This window comes from Corynebacterium sp. 335C, assembly GCF_053525695.1.
This window is the reverse complement of sequence record NZ_JASTTB010000002.1, coordinates 413,921-431,466: the sequence shown is the minus strand read 5'-3', so window position 1 is coordinate 431,466 and position 17,546 is coordinate 413,921. Positions and strand designations below refer to the sequence as shown.

The window sequence follows — 17,546 nt, the reverse complement described above, 5'->3', positions numbered from 1 at the left end:
TCGCGTGCGCGGCGCGGGGGCCGCGCGTCAGGGCGTCAGTTGAAGGAGTCGCCGCAGGCGCAGGAGCCGGTGGCGTTCGGGTTGTCGATGGTGAAGCCCTGCTGCTCGATGGTGTCGGCGAAGTCGATGGTCGCGCCCATCAGGTACGGGGCGGACTGGCGGTCGACGACGAGGCGGACGCCGCCGAACTCCTCGGACAGGTCGCCGTCGAGCTCGCGGTCGTCGAAGTACAGCTGGTAGCGCAGGCCCGCGCAACCGCCGGGGGCGACGGAGATGCGCAGGGACAGGTCGGTGGCGCCCTCCTGATCCAGCAGCGCCTTCGCCTTCGCGGCGGCGGCATCGGTCAGGGTCACGCCGGTGGTCTGGGCGGTGGTCATGCGGTGTCTCCTTGGTCGGTACGTCGTGGCGGTGATGTGCCGTCGGGATTGCCCCAGACTACATGGTGGGCCCCGGCCGACCGCCACATCCCGCTCAATGACGCGGCGGGGCGCGTTATTCCCGTGCCCGCGCATCGCCTAGTCTGGTCCCCGTGAAGCTGCCCTGGAACAAGAACGACGACGCCGAGCGCGGCACCGCCCGCGCCATCACCCCCGAGGATCTGGACGCGACGCCGGCCGACGGCGACGCCGCCGGGGACTCCGCCGGCCGCGGGGATCGCGGTTCGCGTGACGACGGGACCGCCGCGACCCCGTCGAAGAAGGCGAAGGGCAGCGCCTACACGCCGAAGAAGGGGCGCCCGACGCCGAAGCGCAACGAGGTCCGCCGCGACCACGGCGAGCTGCGCGGCCCGGTGAAGCCGCCGCTGACGGCGAAGGAGGCGCGCGAGCGCCGCAAGGAGCAGAAGGCCTCCATGACGAAGGAGGAGCTGAAGGCGCAGAAGGCCCGGGAGCGGGCGGAGCGCCGGGAGCAGCGCCGCGTCGCGGAGGAGCGGATGGCCGCCGGCGATCCGAAGTACATGCTGCCCCGCGACCAGGGCCCGGAGCGCAAGCTGGTGCGCGACTGGGTGGATTCGCGCCGCTTCATCGCGAACATCTTCCTGCCGTTCGCGCTGGTGCTGCTGCTGGTGATGATCGTCGGCCAGGCCCTGCCGGCCGTCGCGAACATCACGTCGCTGGTGTCGATGGTGCTCATCCTGGCCCTGGTCATCGAGGGCATCTGGATCGGCCGCAAGGCCAACACCATCGTGCGCGAGCGGATGCCGGAGTCCCCGAACACGGGCTTCGGCCTGGGCTTCTACGCCTACTCCCGCGCCTCGCAGCCGCGCCGCCTGCGCACCCCGCGCCCGCGGGTCGAGATCGGCGGGAAGTTCTAGGGCCGTGCGGGTCCTGGTCCTCGGCGGCGCCCGGTCGGGCAAGTCCGCGTGGGCCGAATCGCTCCTGGGCGGGGGCGCCGGCGGCGGCGCCCCCGTTCATTACGTCGCGACGGCCCGCCCGTGGCCGGGCGCGGACGGCTTCGACGCGGACTTCGAGGCGCGCATCGCGGTGCACCGGAGCCGCAGGCCCGCCTGCTGGCGCACCGTCGACGACGCCGACGCCGCTGATGCGCTGGCGGAGCTCGGCGCCCGCTCCCCCGCCCCGCCGACGCTGGTCGACGACGCGGGGACGTGGCTGACGCACCAGCTGGACGACGGGGGCCTGTGGGACGCGCCGCGGGGCTCGGTCGCGGCGCGGTGCGACGCGCTGGCGGCGGCCGTGGCGGCGTGGCCGTCCGGGGGGAGCCACGGCGACCTCGTCGTCGTCACGCCGGAGGTGGGGCTGTCGGTCATCCCGGAGCACCGTTCCGGCAGGTTGTTCCGCGACGAGCTGGGGACGCTCAACGCCCGGCTGGCGGAGGTCTGCGACCGGGTGGTGCTCGTGGTGGCGGGGCTGCCGCTGACGCTGAAGGAGCCGGGCGCGGCGTCGGGCTAATCTCGTGGCATGAGCCAGGAGTACTTCGCCCCCGTCACCCCTCCGGACGAGAAGATCGCGGAGGAGGCCCGGGCGCATCACGCGACGCTGACGAAGCCCGCGGGCTCGCTGGGCCGGCTGGAGGACATCGGCTGCCGCCTGGCGGCGTGCATGGGCGAGGTGCCGCCGCGGTCGCTGGACGACGCTCGCGTGGTGGTCTTCGCCGGCGACCACGGCGTCGCCGCGGGCGGGGTCTCTGCGTACCCGGCGGAGGTGTCCATCCAGATGTTCGGGAACATCGTCGCCGGCGGCGCGGCCATCAACGTCCTGTCCCGCTGCCACGGGGCCTCGGTGTACGCGGCGGACATCAGCCTGGACCGCGACGTCGACGAGGCGTCGGCGCCGTTCCGCGTCCGCCACTCCTGCGGCTCCATCGACCGGGAGGACGCGATGGACGCCGATGAGCTGGACCGCGCCATCCGGGCGGGCATCAAGCTGGCGGACGACGCGATCGACTCGGGCGCGCAGCTGCTCATCCCGGGCGACCTCGGCATCGGCAACACGACGCCGGCGGCCGTGCTCGTCGGCCACGTCACCGGCCGGGAGCCGGTGGAGGTCGTCGGCCGCGGCACGGGCGTCGACGACGAGGGCTGGAAGCGCAAGTGCGCGGCGGTGCGCGACGCGATGTTCCGCGTCCGCCGCCTGCGCCGGGAGCCGCTGGAGGTGCTGCGGAAGGCCTCGTCGCCGGATCTGGCGGCGATGGCGGCGTTCATCGCCCGCGGCGCGTCGCGGCGCACGCCGATCCTGCTGGACGGCGTCGTCGTCACGTCGGCGGCGCTGATGGCCGACGAGCTGGCGCCGGGCGCGGCGAAGTGGATGTTCGCCGGCCACCTCGGCGCGGAGCCGGCGCACGGGGCCGCGCTGAAGCACCTGGGCCTGGAGCCGCTGCTGGACTACGGCATGCGGCTGGGCGAGGGCTCGGGCGCGGCGCTGGCGCTGGGCGTGCTGCAGTCGGCGGTCGCGATCATGCGCGACATGGCGACGTTCGCCTCCGCGGGCGTCAGCGAGAAGGGCTGAGGTGTCCGGCAAGGCCGGCTTCTCCCCCGAAGGCTCCGGCGAACACGGCCCCGCGCTGGTCGAGGGCGTGACGACGGCCCTGTCGTGGCTCACCGTCGTCCCCCTGCGCGGGGCGTCCGTGTTCGACCGGACGACGGGCCGCCGCGCCATCGCGGCCCTGCCGGTGGCGGGCCTGGTGCCCGGATTGGCGGCGGCCGCCGTGGTCGGCCTGTGCGCGTGGGCGGCGGGCCCGGCCGGGGTGCCGGGCGCGGCCGCTCCCCTCGTCGGCGCCGTGGCGGTGCTGGCGCAGGTGGCGCTGACGCGGGGGATGCACCTGGACGGCGTCGCCGACGTCGCCGACGCCCTGGGCTCCTACGGGGACCGGGAGAAGGCGCGGGCGGTGCTGGCGGACGCGGCGACGGGCCCGATGGGCGTCGGCGCCGTCGTCCTGGCCCTGCTGACGCAGGCGGCGGGCCTGGCGGCCGTCGCGGGCGCGGGGCTGCCCGCGTGGGCCGCGGCGGGGGCGGCCGCCCTGCCGGCGGTGCTCGGCCGGGCCGCGGCTACTGCGGCATGCCGGCGCGGGTGGCCGCCGCTGCGGGAGGGCGGCTTCGGCGGCCTCGTCGCCGCCACGCAGCCCACCTGGGTGCCGGCCGTGTGGTTCGCGCTGCTCGCGCTCGCGGGGTTCGCGGTGGCGGGAGCCGCCGGCATCGTGGCCGCGGCGGCGGCCGCCGGGGCGGGCGTCGTGCTGGCCCGGCATGCGGTGCGGCGCCTCGGGGGCGTCAACGGCGACGTGCTCGGCGCGGTCATCGAGGCGGCGGCGACGGCCGCGGCCGTCGTGCTGGGCCTGGGTCCGGGGCTCTGACGCCGGCGACGGTCCCGCGAGGGCCCCGGCGGGGGCGGCCGCGACCTGCATGAACCGCGTAATCCACCCCCGGTTCACCTCCGTGAACGGAAACCCTTGACGGGGCGTTGCGTGGGGTTTAGAGTCGGAGTCACACCGCCGATGAGGCGGAGTCGGAGGCCCGGTTCCGGAGCTCGCCCACATTCACTCGAGCGTCGACCGTTTGCCGGGGCGCCACGCACGAGCTGCCAAATCGGGCCTCCATTTTCACTGATAAGGACCGGATACGCGCCTCGCAGCCCTGCTGCGGGGCGTGTTTCCATTGCGCGGCCGGCGCCGCCGGATCGGGCCCGCGCCGCAGCGGAACGGGCGCCGCCGCCCGCCGGTCCACTACTCCAGTCCACAAACGCCCGCCACCCCCGTTCAGGGGATGGCGGGCGTTCGTTCGGCGGGGAATGCTCCCCGCCGCGGGGGCGGCGCGGGGGCGTGCGGGTCCCGTCGTCACGCAACCGCGCGGAGACGGCGACCCGGGGCGCCCGCGGCGGGGGCTACTCCCCCGCCGGCACCAGGGTGCGGATCCAGCCGTGGACGTCCTCGACGTCGCCGTGCTGGATGCCGGTCAGGCGCTCGCGCAGGCGCATGGTCCACGTGCCGGTCTCGCCGTGGTTGATGGAGAACGAGCCGCCCTCGTACTCCACCTGGCCGACGGGGGTGATGACGGCGGCGGTGCCGCAGGCGAAGGCCTCCGCCATCGCGCCGGAGGTCGCGTCGTCCTCCCACTCCTGCGTCGACACGCGCTTCTCCTGCACCGTCATGCCCATGTCCGCGGCGACGGTGAGCAGCGAGTCGCGGGTGATGCCCGGCAGCAGGGAGCCCGACAGCGCCGGGGTCACCAGGGTGATGTCCGAGGCGTCGTCGCCGGAGCCGTAGAGGAAGGCGAGGTTCATGCCGCCCATCTCCTCGATGTAGTTCCGCTCGATGGCGTCGAGCCACACCACCTGGTCGCAGCCCTTCTCCTCCGCCTGCGCCTGCGCGGCCAGCGAGGCGGCGTAGTTGCCGGCGAACTTCGCGGCGCCCGTGCCGCCGGGGCAGGCGCGGACGTACTCGCGGGACAGCCACACCTTCACCGGGTTGATGCCGCCGGAGAAGTACGCGCCGGCCGGCGAGGCCATGAGGATGAAGGTGTAGCTGGTCGACGGGTGGACGCCGAGGGTCCGCTCCGTCGCGAACAGCAGCGGGCGCAGGTACAGCGACTCCTCGCCGCCGGCCGGCGGCACCCACGCAGCGTCGATGTCCACGAGCAGGCGCAGCGCCTCCAGGAAGTCCTCCTCCGGCAGCTGCGGCATCGCCATGCGCTCGGCGGAGCGCTGGAAGCGGCGGGCGTTCTGCTCCGGGCGGAACGTGACGATGGACCCGTCGGGCTGCCGGTACGCCTTCAGGCCCTCGAAGATGGCCTGGCCGTAGTGCAGCACCGAGGAGGCCGGATCCATGGTGATGGGCCCGTACGCCTCGACGCGGGCGTCGTGCCAGCCGCGGTCGGCGTCCCAGTCGATGACGACCATGTGGTCGGTGAAGTAGCGCCCGAAGCCGGGGTTGGCCAGCCGTTCGGCGCGCTCCGCGTCCGACAGGGGGCTGGGGTTCGGGCGGATCTCGAAGTTCAGTGCTGCCATGCGGGCAATCCTAGTCACCGCGGTCCCGCCCCACGCCCGTCCGCCCCCGCGTACCGTGGTGGCGACCCGGCCGGACCCGGCCGGCGGCCCCGCGGGCGCTCCCCGGGGCCGCGCGCCAGAAGCGCATCAGACGAACGACAACGACGAACGAAAACGACATGCGAAAGGGACCAGGTGATCCACCCATGAGCGACGTCCACGCGACCTCCGCCCTCCTGTCCGTACTGCCGGCCGTCGGCCGGCGCGCCCTGCTCTCCGGCGGCGATTCCGTGCCGGAGGGCGCCGACGCGCTGGTCGTCGGCGTGCTCGACGGCGACGACGGCCTGGAGCTCATCGGCTCCGCCGCGCTCGCCGGCCATGACGCGGAGGTCCTCGCCGCGCTGTCCGCCGTGGAGGCGAAGGGCTCGCTGGAGTCCGTCTCCCGCGTCCCGGCGCCGGAGGGCGTCGCCGCCGCGGCAGTCGTCGCGGTGGGCCTGGGCTCCGAGGATCCGTCGTCCGACGACGTGCGCCGCGCCGCCGGCGCCGCCGCCCGCGCGCTGTCCGGCGCGGGCGTGGTCGCCTCCGCGCTGGGCGCCATCGACGCCGCCGCCGCGCTGGAGGGCGCGGCGCTGGGCGCGTACTCCTACACCGGGCTGAAGGGTTCCGGGGAGGAGCGTGACGACGCCTCCCGCGACGGCTCGGACGACGACGTCCAGCAGGTGACCGTGCTGGGGGTCACCGCGGAGGAGGCGGCGCGCGCCCAGCACGTCGCCGAGGCGGTGTGCATCGCCCGCGACCTGGTGAACACCCCGTCGTCGCACCTGTACCCGGAGTCCTTCGCCGACGCCGCCCGCGCGCTCGGCGAGGCGGAGGGCCTCGAGGTCGAGGTCATGGACGACCCGGCCCTGGCCGAGGGCGGCTACGGCGGCCTGACCGCCGTCGGCGGCGGCTCCTCCCGCGGCCCGCGCCTGGTTCGCCTCATCCACCGCGGCGCGGGCGAGGGGGCGGACGCGTCCCGCCGCGTCGGCCTGGTGGGCAAGGGCGTCACCTTCGACACCGGCGGCATCTCCATCAAGCCGTCGGCGCAGATGGGCAACATGATCAGCGACATGGGCGGCGCCGCCGGCGTCATCGGCGCGGTCGTCCTGGCCGCCCGCCTGGACCTGCCGCTGGAGGTCATCGCGACGGTGCCGATGGCGGAGAACATGCCGTCGGCCCGCGCCTACCGCCCGGGCGACGTCATCACCCAGTACGGCGGCACGACCGTCGAGGTGCAGAACACCGACGCCGAGGGCCGCCTCATCCTCGCCGACGCCATCGTCCGCGCCTGCGAGGACGACGTCTCCCACCTCATCGACACCGCCACCCTCACCGGCGCGCAGCTGGTGGCGCTCGGCGGCCGCAACCCGGGCGTCATGGGCACCGACGACTTCCGCGACCGCGTCGCGGAGCTGTCCCGCTCGGTCGGCGAGGGCGGCTGGTCCATGCCGATGCCGGAGCAGCTGGCCGACGGCCTGAAGTCCCCCATCGCCGACCTGCAGAACATCGGCGCCGGCCGCGAGGGCGGCATGTCCGTCGCCGCGTCCTTCCTGGAGCACTTCGTCGCCGACGGCGTCGAGTGGGCCCACATCGACGTCGCCGGCCCGGCGTACAACACCCACTCCGCGTGGGGCTACACCCCGGTGCGCGGCACGGGCGTGCCGGTGCGCACCATCCTCGCGGCGCTCGAGGACATCGCGGCGGGCGGCGCCGCGGGCGAGGCGGCGGCCGCGGAGGCCGCGGAGGCCGCGGAGGCCGACGCGGATTCCGAGTAGCCGCCGGGGTCCGGCACGGCGGGTGCACCCTGCCGCGGCCGGGGCCCGCGATAGGCCCCGGCGATAGCCGGTGGCGGGCGCGCCGCACCCCCTCCCCCCGTTTCCGGCGGGCGGGACGGGGTGCGGCGCGCTCGTCGTTCAGGCGGTACCCTTGTTCGTGATCACCAACTTTTTAGCGATTGTCGAGGAGTGCACACATGGCGACCTCTGTTGAGATGCCGGAACTGGGCGAATCCGTAACCGAAGGCACCATCACCACCTGGCTCAAGGAGGTCGGCGACACCGTCGAGGTCGACGAGCCGCTGCTGGAGGTCTCCACCGACAAGGTCGACACCGAGATCCCCTCCCCGGTCGCCGGCACCCTCCTGGAGATCCTGGCCGAGGTCGACGACACCGTCGACGTCGGCGCCGTGATCGCGAAGATCGGCGACGCGGACGAGGCGGACGCCTCCGGCGACGACTCCTCCGACGACGACTCCGACGATGAGCCGGAGGAGAAGGAGGAGCCGAAGAAGGAGGAGAAGCCGAAGAAGTCCGGCGGCTCCGGCGAGGCCACCGACGTCTCCATGCCGGAGCTCGGCGAGTCCGTCACCGAGGGCACCATCACCACCTGGCTCAAGGAGGTCGGCGACGAGGTCGAGGTCGACGAGCCGCTGCTCGAGGTGTCCACCGACAAGGTCGACACCGAGATCCCCTCCCCGGTCGCCGGCACCCTCCTGGAGATCCTGGCCGAGGTCGACGACACCGTCGACGTCGGCGCCGTGATCGCGAAGATCGGCGACGCCGACGCGGCAGCCTCCGGCGGCTCCGATGATTCCGACGACTCCGACGACGAGCCGGAGGAGAAGGAGGAGCCGAAGAAGGAGTCCTCCGAGGAGAAGCCGAAGAAGTCCGGCGGCTCCGGCGAGGCCACCGACGTCTCCATGCCGGAGCTCGGCGAGTCCGTCACCGAGGGCACCATCACCACCTGGCTCAAGGAGGTCGGCGACGAGGTCGAGGTCGACGAGCCGCTGCTGGAGGTCTCCACCGACAAGGTCGACACCGAGGTCCCGTCCCCGGTCGCCGGCACCCTGGTCGAGATCCTGGCCGAGATCGACGACACCGTCGACGTCGGCGCCGTCATCGCCCGCATCGGCGACGCCGACGCCGCCCCGGCCGACGACTCCGCGGACTCCGACGACGTCTCCGACTCCGACGGCGAGGAGGCCGCGGAGAAGAAGGCCGAGCAGAAGGAGGCCAAGGAGGACGAGGCCGCCGACGAGCAGCCGGGCCGGAAGTCCGAGGAGAAGGCCGAGAAGGACGAGCCGAAGAAGGACGAGAAGAAGTCCGAGTCCAAGGACGACAAGAAGTCCGGGGGCAAGGGCGACAAGGACGTCCCGTACGTCACCCCGCTGGTCCGCAAGCTGGCCGACAAGCACGGCGTCGACCTGACGAAGGTCGAGGGCTCGGGCATCGGCGGCCGCATCCGCAAGCAGGACGTCCTGAAGGCCGCGAAGGCGGCCGAGGGCGGCGAGGAGCCGAAGAAGGACGACGCGCCGAAGTCCAACGCCTCCACCAAGGGCGTGCGCCCGGAGATGGCGGAGCTGCGCGGCACGACCCAGCGCGTCAACCGCATCCGCGAGATCACGGCGAAGACGACGCACGCGTCCCTGCACGCCGCGGCGCAGCTGACCCAGGTCCACGAGGTCGACATGTCCGAGGTCTGGGACCTGCGCGCCGAGTCCAAGAAGGCGTTCGAGGACAAGCACGGCGTCAAGCTGACGTTCCTGCCGTTCTTCGCGAAGGCCGTCGTCGAGGCGCTGGTGTCGCACCCGAACATCAACGCGTCCTGGAACGACGATACGAAGGAGATCACCTACCACGACAAGGTGAACCTGGGCATCGCCGTCGACACCGAGCGCGGCCTGCTGTCCCCGGTCATCCACGACGCGCAGGACATGTCGCTGCCGGAGCTGGCGAAGGCCATCGCCGACATCGCGGACCGCGCGCGCAACAACAAGCTGACGCCGAACGACATCTCGGGCGGCACGTTCACCATCACGAACATCGGCTCCGAGGGCGCGCTGACCGACACCCCGATCCTCGTCCCGCCGCAGGCGGCGATGATGGGCACGGGCGTCATCCGCAAGCGCCCGGTGGTCATCTCCGACGGCGAGCACGACTCCATCGCCATCCGCGCGATGGCGTTCCTGCCGCTGACCTACGACCACCGCCTCATCGACGGCGCCGACGCCGGCCGCTTCATGACGACGGTCGTCGATCGCCTGCAGGTCGCGAACTTCCAGTCCGACCTGGAGCTCTAGGAGGGCTCGCGGGGACGGCCTCCGGCCGCCCTCCCCCTTCCGCCGGGACGCCCCCCGGACCCCACGCGGGTCCGGGGGGCGCCCCCGTGCGCGCGGAGTCCCCGTGCGCGCGGCGCCGTGTTCGCGTGACGACGCCCGCCGCGCCGCGGCGGCGCCCGCCGCCCACGGTGCCGGCGGTAGGACCGCGCCGCTGCGCGGCACCCGTCGTCACGCGCTTGCCTACGATGGTCGCCATGAGCGCTTCACCCGACTCCCCCATCCGCGCCTCCCGGGAACCGCTCGAGGTCCGCGACCTCGGGACGGTCGACTACGAGGAGACGTGGCGCCGCCAGCAGGAGACCGCGGAGGCCGTGGCCGCCGGCGAGATGCCCGACCAGCTGTGGACGCTGCAGCACCCGAGCACGTACACCGCCGGCAAGCGCACGCAGCCGGAGGACATGCCGGACAACGGCATGCCGGTGGTGAAGGTCGACCGCGGCGGCCGCATCACGTGGCACGGGCCGGGGCAGCTGGTGTGCTACCCGATCGTGAAGCTGGCGGAGCCGATGGACGTCGTCGACTACGTCCGGCGCATCGAGGAGGCAGTCATCCACGTCGTCCATTCGCTGGGCCTGACGGACGCGGGGCGCGTCGACGGGCGCTCCGGCGTGTGGTTCCCGCCAGGCGTGCGGAACGGCGAGCTGAAGCCCGCGCGGAAGGTCGCGGCGATCGGCATCCGCGTCACCCACGGCACGACGATGCACGGGCTGGCGCTCAACTGCGACAACACCCTGGAGCACTACGGGCACATCGTCCCGTGCGGCATCGCGGACGCCGGAGTGACGACGCTGTCGGAGGAGCTGGGGCGCGACGTCACCGTCGATGACCTGCGGGAACCCATGGTCGAGGCTATCGAACGAGCGCTCGAGGGCGCACTGCCGGTCGCCGGGCACGATCTGTAGGATGACGCACATGGCTCAAGCACCCAACGGCCGACGTCTCCTGCGCATCGAGGCGAAGAACGCGGAGACCCCCATCGAGCACAAGCCGGACTGGATCCGCACCACCGCGAAGACCGGCCCGGAGTACAAGGCGATGAAGAAGCGCGTCGCCGGGGCGTCCCTGCACACCGTGTGCCAGGAGGCGAACTGCCCGAACCTGTTCGAGTGCTGGGAGTCGCGCGAGGCGACGTTCCTCATCGGCGGCGACCAGTGCACCCGCCGCTGCGACTTCTGCAACATCGCGACCGGCAAGCCGGAGCCCCTGGACCGCGACGAGCCGCGCCGCGTGGCGGAGAACGTCCGCGAGATGGGCCTGCGCTACGCGACGGTCACCGGCGTCGCCCGCGACGACCTGGAGGACGGCGCGTCGTGGCTGTACGCGGAGACGTGCCGCCAGATCCACGAGCTGAACCCGAACACGGGCGTGGAGCTGCTGGTGGACGACTTCCGCGGCGACATGTCCGCGGCGGAGGCCGTGTTCGAGGCGAAGCCGGAGGTGTTCGCGCACAACCTGGAGACGGTCCCGCGCATCTTCAAGCGCATCCGCCCGGCGTTCCGCTACGAGCGCTCCCTGGAGATGATCTCCCGCGCCCGCAAGGCGGGGATGGTGACGAAGTCGAACCTGATCCTCGGCATGGGCGAGACCCGGGACGAGATCCTGGAGGCGATGCAGGCGCTGCACGAGTCGGGCTGCGACATCCTGACGGTCACGCAGTACCTGCGCCCGTCGGCGATGCACCACCCGATCGACCGGTGGGTGAAGCCGGAGGAGTTCGTGGAGCTGTCGGAGGCGGCCTACGAGATCGGCTTCCACGGCGTCATGGCGGGCCCGCTGGTCCGCTCGTCCTACCGCGCCGGCCGCCTGTACGCCCGCGCGCTGAAGTCGCGCGGCGAGGAGCTGCCGGAGCACCTGTCCGACCTGGCCGCCGGCGGCGAGGAGACGGCGCTGCAGGAGGCGTCGGCGCTGCTGCACCGCCACGGCAAGTCGCGCGACACGGAGGTGTCGTCGTTCCGCCGTCGCCGCCGCGTCACCGGCGACCGCGCGCGCGAGGGGGACAAGGTCACCGCCTAGGTCCCCGCCGGGTGCGCCGTCGCTTGACGACGTGACCCGCCCCGGCTTCCCGGCCCCCGGCCGCGCTCCCCGCGCGACCGGGGGCCTCGGTGTTTGGCGGCCGCGTGCGACGGCGCGGAGGGCATCCCTTCGACCGGGGGCCTCGGTGCATGGGCGGGCGGTCCCATCCCCTAGAATCGGGCGTCATGATGGCGAGCACCAAGGACGACAAGGCCCGCAAGCAGGCGGCCCGGGCCGCGAAGCGCGAGAAGCGGAAGCAGACGCGCTCCCAGCTGTGGCAGGCCTTCAAGCTGCAGAAGGAGCGGGACAAGAAGCTCATCCCGTACATGGCGCTGGGCTTCCTGGCGCCCATCCTCGTGCTGCTGGTGATCGGCCTGCTCATCGGCGGCTTCTGGGCGTGGTTCCTGCCGCTGCTGGGCATTTCGCTGGGCTTCATGGTGGCGATGTGGATCTTCTCCAAGCGCATCGAGGCCACCGTGTACGGCGAGGCGGAGGGCCAGGCCGGCGCGGCCGCGTGGGCGCTGGACAACCTGCGCTCCGGCGTCGGCGTCGTCTGGCACGTCAAGACCGGCGCGCAGGCGAACCAGCACATGGACGCGGTGCACCGCGTCGTCGGCAACCCCGGCATCGTCCTGGTCGGCGAGGGCAACGAGTCCCGCGTCCGCTCCATGATGGCCAAGGAGAAGAAGACGCTGGCCCGCTTCGTCGGCGAGACCCCGATCTACGAGATGATGGTCGGCACCGGCGAGGGCCAGGTCCCCGTCAAGCGCATCCAGCGCGAGCTGCTGCGCTACCCGCGCAACTACAACAAGGACCAGGCCAACCAGCTGCAGTCCCGCCTGGCGTCCATGGACGGCGTCCTCGGCGGCGCCCGCGGCGGCCTGCCGAAGGGCCCGATGCCCGGCGGCGCCAACGCCAACCAGATGGCCGGCATGAACCGCCGCGCCCGCCGCGCCGCCCAGCGCAACAAGCGCGGCTAGGCACCGGGCCGGGGAGCCCGCCGCCCGGCCGCTCCCCCGCCATCGACGCCTCCGGCGCCGCGGATCCCGCACGGGGCCCGCGGCGCCTTCCGCGTATGCGGGGCCGGGTCGGCGCGGGCGTTCGGGCGGGCGGCGCGGGGCCGGGGCGCCCGCGCGGGGCCCTCCGCGGGACCACGCGGGAACCGGCGCCGGGCGGGCGGCGCGGGGCCGGGGCGGTGGCCGTCGTCACGCAGCGGGGCCGCGTGGATCACGGTGGCGCGTGTGCTTGATCACGGCGACCGGCAACCTTCGGCAACGACCGCGGCATCGGCGCAGGTCGCGGCCCGGGACCGGTTCCGCCCGGCCGGTGGGGCCGCCCGGGGTGTGCCACTATGGGGCACGTGCAAATCCTCGTCGACAACCACCTGCTGGCGCTGCTGGTCATCATGGGCATCGGCATCGCCCTGGGCCAGATCCGCATCGGCGGCTTCAAGCTCGGCGTCGCCGCGGTCCTCTTCGTGGGCCTCGGCTTCGCGACCGTGGAGCCGGAGATCGAGCTGCCGCCCATCATCTACATCGTGGGCCTGGCCCTGTTCGTCTACACCATCGGCCTCGAATCGGGGCCGGAGTTCTTCCGCAGCCTCCGCTCCCGCGGCATCAAGCACAACCTGTTCGGCGCGGGCGTCCTGGTCCTGCTGGCCGTCATCGCCTACGTGGCGATCAGCCTCATGCCCGTCGACCACGTCGAGGGCGCCGGCACGTTCACCGGCGCGCTGACCAACACCCCGGCGCTCGCCGCGGTCGTCGACGCGCTGCCGGGCCTCATCCAGGACGGCGAGCGGCTCAACGAGGCGGCGGCCCTGCCGGTCATCGGCTACTCGCTGGCCTACCCGATCGGCGTCCTCGGCGTCATCGCGTCCATCGCCATCATGGCGAAGGTCTTCCGCGTCGACCACGAGCAGGAGGCCATCGACGCCGGCGTCGCCGCGCTGCCGCTGCACTCCCGCCGCGTCAAGGTCACCGAGGCCGGCCTGCCCACCGTCGGCGCGATGGCCGGCGTCTACGGCCTGGACTTCTCCATCTCCCGCATCGAGCACTCCGGCCGCCTGTTCGTGCCGGAGGACTCCGACACCGTCGAGCCGGGCGACATCATCAGCGTCGTCGGCACGGAGGAGCAGATCGACAGCGCCGCCGCGCGCATCGGCGAGCTGCTGCCGGGCGATCCGACCAGCGACGGCCGCCTCGACTTCCGCCGCATCTTCGTGTCCTCCGACCGCGTCTGCGGCGTGCCGCTGTCGGTGCTGCACAAGCAGATCCACGGCATGGTCATCACCCGCGTCCGCCGCGGCGACATCGACATGGTCGCCTCCCCCGACATGAAGCTGGAGCTCGGCGACCGCGTCCGCGTCGTCGCCGCCCCGGAGCACATCAACCAGGCGACGCGGTTCTTCGGCGACTCCTACAAGAGGCTTTCCGACGTCAACCTCCTGCCGATGGTGCTCGGCCTGCTCCTCGGCGTCCTCGTCGGCATGATCCCGATCCCGATCCCGGGCGGCGTCACCCTGACGCTCGGCTCCGCCGGCGGCCCGCTGGTCGTGGCGCTCATCCTCGGCGCCCTCGGCCGCACCGGCCCGCTCGTGTGGCCGATCCCGTACTCCGCGAACCTGGCGTTCCGCCAGGTCGGCCTGGCTCTGTTCCTCGCCGGCATCGGCACCACCGCCGGCGCGGGCTTCCGCGACGCCCTGTCCGACCCGTCGTCGCTCGTCGTCCTGGGCCTCGCCGCCATCGTGGCGTTCGCGTCGGCGCTGATCACGCTCATCGTCGGCCACAAGGTGCTGAAGATCCCCTTCGGCCAGTCCGCCGGCATCCTCGCCGGCCTGCAGACCCACCCCGCCGTGCTGACCTACGTCAACGACCTGACGAAGAACGAGCTGCCGGGCATGGGCTACACGACGGTGTACCCGATGGCGATGATCGTGAAGATCATCCTGGCGCAGGTGCTCATCGTGCTGCTGGTGTAGCGGGCGGGTGCGCGGCGGCGCGTCCCCCGCGGCGTCACCGCCGCCACGCCGCTTCACCCCCACCTCGGACGGACCCCGTTCGGGCGGACGGGACCCCGGTGCATCGGGGTCCGTTCCGCCGGAACGGGGTCCGTCGGCATTCGCGGGGTGGGTGCGTGGCCGTTGGGGCGTCGGCTGACCCGGCCGTACGTGCGACACGGTCGTTAAGACCCCGTTGGCGCCGCCGGTCCTCCCCCGCCCCCGCTCCCCTCGCACCGAACCAGGTCGTTCCGACCCCGTTAGCGCCGCCCCTCCTCCCGGCCAGACCCACTTACGGCCGTCCCGACCCCGTTCTAACTGGGTCGGAACGGCCGTAAGTGGGTCTGACGGCTGCGGGCGGCCGATACCGGCGGTCGAGATGGGTCGAAACGACCCCATTGGCCGTGTTGAGGGCGGGGGCCGCGGCGAGGTCGCGCTCCTCAGGCCCCCGGCAGCCCGTCCCGTCCTCCCTCCCCGACGCGAACGGACCCCGTTCCGGCGGAAGGGACCCGGGTACATGAGGGTCCGTTCCGCCCGAACGGGGTCCGTCGGCGGTGACGTCGCAGGCCGCCGGGGGCCGGCCGCGGCCCGAGGCAGCGTGACGTCCGCCGGCCGCGCAGCCGCTATCCGCGGATGACGGCGGTGCCGGTGGCGCGGTCGTGCATGCCGCGGCCGTCGGTGTCCTGCACGATCGGCGGCAGGAGCAGCAGCGTCAGGGCCGAGCGGACGGCGGCGCGCCACAGGCCGACGCGCTCGGTGGCGTCGATGCGGGCGACGCCCATGCCCATGACGGCCTGGCCGGGGGTGCGGGCGAACAGCCACACGGAGATGGTGCCCAGGAAGAAGAACGCGAAGAACGCCCAGGTCGCGGTGAAAGACTGCCAGGCGATGAACGGGTCGCCGAACTGCTCGATCTGCTTCGGGTCGGGCCCGAAGAAGGGGTAGAAGGCCTGGGCGATGAGCACGGAGATCACCCAGTCGATGAGCATGCCGCCGAGGCGGCGGCCCAGGCTCGCGCGGGAGCCGGGGCCGGACTTCGCCAGGCCCAGCGCCTGTCCGGGGTACTCGGAGAGGTGCTCGGGATCGTCGTATTCGCCCGGGACCTGGGGTCCTTCGAGCCAGCTGTGCTTCTCGGCCATGCCCGTCAGTCTAGCGGGTGAGGGTGTCCTGACCCCCGTCGGGGACCGCGGGCGGGTAACTTGGAGTCAACCGGAAAAAGACATTACGGCGGCGGCCACCCGGTCCCCGCCCGGTCTCCCCGCGGTCGCCCACAAGGCCGCATCGGACGTGATCCACGTCACAGCGTGCGTTACATCGGATTAACAGGGCAGAACCGGTCGGGAAATACGCGGCGCATAATTTCATTTCAGTACCCAGCCAGAAACCAGAGCTAGGAGCCGACGTGGGTTTCACCCCTGAAGACATCGCCAAGAAGATCAAGGACGAGGGCATCGAGTTCGTCGACGTCCGGTTCACCGACGTGCCGGGCCACGAGCAGCACTTCACGGTGCCGGCCTCCGCCTTCGACGAGGACGCCATCGCCGAGGGCCTGGCGTTCGACGGCTCCTCCGTCCGCGGCTTCACGACGATCGACGAGTCCGACATGGCGCTGCTGCCCGACCTGGACACCGCGCGCATCGACCCGTTCCGCAAGGCCAAGACGCTGAACGTCAAGTTCTTCGTCCACGACCCGTTCACCCATGAGCCGTTCTCCCGCGACCCGCGCAACGTCGCCCGCAAGGCGGAGGAGTACCTGGCCTCGACCGGCATCGCCGACACCTGCTTCTTCGGCGCCGAGGCGGAGTTCTACCTCTTCGACAAGGTCCGCTACGCCACCGAGATGAACACCGGCTTCTACGAGGTCGACTCGGTCGAGGGCTGGTGGAACCGCGGCAAGGACGAGAACCCGGACGGGTCCGCCAACCTGGGCTACAAGACCCGCGTCAAGGGCGGCTACTTCCCGACCGCGCCGTACGACCACTACCAGGATCTGCGCGACGAGATGTGCATGAACCTGCACAACGCGGGCTTCGACCTGGAGCGCGCGCACCACGAGGTCGGCACCGGCGGCCAGCAGGAGATCAACTACAAGTTCAACACCCTGCTGCACGCGGCCGATGACCTGCAGTCCTTCAAGTACATCATCAAGAACACCGCGTGGCTGAACGGCAAGGCCGCCACCTTCATGCCGAAGCCGCTCGCCGGCGACAACGGCTCGGGCATGCACGCCCACCAGTCCCTGTGGCTGGACGGCAAGCCGCTGTTCCACGACGAATCCGGCTACGCCGGCCTGTCCGACATGGCCCGCTACTACATCGGCGGCATCCTGGAGCACGCCGGCGCGGTCCTGGCGTTCACCAACCCGACGCTGAACTCCTACCACCGCCTGGTCCCGGGCTTCGAGGCCCCGATCAACCTGGTGTACTCGCAGCGCAACCGCTCCGCCGCGGTCCGCATCCCGATCACCGGCTCCAACCCGAAGGCGAAGCGCCTCGAGTTCCGCGCGCCGGACCCGTCGGCGAACCCGTACCTGGCGTTCTCCGCGATGATGCTGGCCGGCCTGGACGGCATCAAGAACCGCATCGAGCCGCACGCCCCGGTCGACAAGGACCTGTACGAGCTGCCGCCGGAGGAGGCCGCGGACATCCCGCAGGCGCCGACCTCGCTGGAGGCCGCGCTGAAGGCCCTGGAGGAGGACAACGAGTTCCTGCAGGAGGGCGACGTCTTCTCCGAGGACCTGCTGGAGACCTACATCTCCTACAAGTTCAACAACGAGATCGCCCCGACCCGCCTGCGCCCGACCCCGCAGGAGTTCGAGATGTACTTCGACTGCTAAGTCGGAGGGGGGGGTTCGGACTATCGGCGCTGATTGTTCGGAAAACCCCGGCACAAAGAACGCCGCCCACCTCCCTCACCGGGAGATGGGCGGTTTTCTGCCTTCGCGGCA

At 72.5% G+C, this 17,546-nt stretch carries 14 protein-coding genes; 11 read left to right on the top strand and 3 right to left on the bottom strand.

Annotated features, from left to right (window positions below):
• Window positions 1–35: 35 nt before the first annotated feature.
• A complete protein-coding gene (locus QQS41_RS08875; protein ID WP_448852339.1) occupies window positions 36–377 on the bottom strand; it encodes a HesB/IscA family protein in 342 nt (113 codons plus the stop codon).
• Between the two features lie 152 nt (window positions 378–529).
• On the opposite strand from QQS41_RS08875, the gene QQS41_RS08870 reads away from it, so the two are divergent.
• The 4 genes from QQS41_RS08870 to QQS41_RS08855 are packed head-to-tail and all read left to right on the top strand — an operon-like array spanning window position 530 to window position 3,804.
• Window positions 530–1,312 (top strand): DUF3043 domain-containing protein, encoded by a 783-nt coding sequence (locus QQS41_RS08870; RefSeq protein ID WP_448852338.1) that lies wholly within the window; start codon window positions 530–532, stop codon window positions 1,310–1,312.
• A gap of 4 nt (window positions 1,313–1,316) precedes the next feature.
• Window positions 1,317–1,907: a bifunctional adenosylcobinamide kinase/adenosylcobinamide-phosphate guanylyltransferase gene (locus QQS41_RS08865; protein WP_448852337.1), complete on the top strand. Its 591-nt coding sequence runs from the start codon at window positions 1,317–1,319 to the stop codon at window positions 1,905–1,907.
• Window positions 1,908–1,916: 9 nt separating this feature from the next.
• Window positions 1,917–2,963 carry a nicotinate-nucleotide--dimethylbenzimidazole phosphoribosyltransferase gene (gene cobT, locus QQS41_RS08860; protein WP_448852336.1) on the top strand — a complete coding sequence of 349 codons (1,047 nt, stop codon included), beginning with the start codon at window positions 1,917–1,919 and terminating at the stop codon, window positions 2,961–2,963.
• A 1-nt stretch (window position 2,964) separates the two neighbouring features.
• Window positions 2,965–3,804, top strand: a complete 840-nt coding sequence (locus tag QQS41_RS08855) for an adenosylcobinamide-GDP ribazoletransferase (protein ID WP_448852335.1) — start codon at window positions 2,965–2,967, stop codon at window positions 3,802–3,804.
• Between the two features lie 527 nt (window positions 3,805–4,331).
• Here QQS41_RS08855 and QQS41_RS08850 read toward each other — a convergent pair.
• Window positions 4,332–5,453 (bottom strand): branched-chain amino acid aminotransferase, encoded by a 1,122-nt coding sequence (locus QQS41_RS08850; protein WP_448852334.1) that lies wholly within the window; start codon window positions 5,451–5,453, stop codon window positions 4,332–4,334.
• Window positions 5,454–5,638: 185 nt separating this feature from the next.
• On the opposite strand from QQS41_RS08850, the gene QQS41_RS08845 reads away from it, so the two are divergent.
• From QQS41_RS08845 to QQS41_RS08820, 6 genes are all read left to right on the top strand, one after another.
• A complete protein-coding gene (locus QQS41_RS08845) occupies window positions 5,639–7,246 on the top strand; it encodes a leucyl aminopeptidase (protein WP_448852333.1) in 1,608 nt (535 codons plus the stop codon).
• A gap of 197 nt (window positions 7,247–7,443) precedes the next feature.
• Complete coding sequence (sucB, locus tag QQS41_RS08840; RefSeq protein ID WP_448852332.1) at window positions 7,444–9,549, top strand: 2-oxoglutarate dehydrogenase, E2 component, dihydrolipoamide succinyltransferase; 2,106 nt, start codon at window positions 7,444–7,446, stop codon at window positions 9,547–9,549.
• Window positions 9,550–9,782: 233 nt separating this feature from the next.
• Window positions 9,783–10,490 (top strand): lipoyl(octanoyl) transferase LipB, encoded by a 708-nt coding sequence (gene lipB, locus QQS41_RS08835; RefSeq protein ID WP_448852331.1) that lies wholly within the window; start codon window positions 9,783–9,785, stop codon window positions 10,488–10,490.
• Window positions 10,491–10,500: 10 nt separating this feature from the next.
• Window positions 10,501–11,601 carry a lipoyl synthase gene (gene lipA / locus QQS41_RS08830; RefSeq protein ID WP_448852330.1) on the top strand — a complete coding sequence of 367 codons (1,101 nt, stop codon included), beginning with the start codon at window positions 10,501–10,503 and terminating at the stop codon, window positions 11,599–11,601.
• A gap of 188 nt (window positions 11,602–11,789) precedes the next feature.
• On the top strand, window positions 11,790–12,581 hold the full coding sequence (locus QQS41_RS08825) for a DUF4191 domain-containing protein (protein WP_448852556.1): 792 nt from the start codon (window positions 11,790–11,792) through the stop codon (window positions 12,579–12,581).
• A gap of 380 nt (window positions 12,582–12,961) precedes the next feature.
• The gene (locus tag QQS41_RS08820) at window positions 12,962–14,581 is read left to right on the top strand and encodes an aspartate:alanine exchanger family transporter (protein WP_448852329.1); all 1,620 of its coding nucleotides are present in this window, start codon (window positions 12,962–12,964) and stop codon (window positions 14,579–14,581) included.
• Window positions 14,582–15,222: 641 nt separating this feature from the next.
• On the opposite strand, the gene QQS41_RS08815 is transcribed toward QQS41_RS08820, so the two are convergent.
• A complete protein-coding gene (locus tag QQS41_RS08815) occupies window positions 15,223–15,738 on the bottom strand; it encodes an RDD family protein (RefSeq protein ID WP_448852328.1) in 516 nt (171 codons plus the stop codon).
• Window positions 15,739–16,001: 263 nt separating this feature from the next.
• Here QQS41_RS08815 and glnA point away from each other — a divergent pair, with 263 nt between their 5' ends.
• Window positions 16,002–17,435, top strand: coding sequence for a type I glutamate--ammonia ligase (glnA, locus tag QQS41_RS08810; RefSeq protein WP_448852327.1), 1,434 nt, complete (start codon window positions 16,002–16,004; stop codon window positions 17,433–17,435).
• Window positions 17,436–17,546 lie beyond the last annotated feature (111 nt).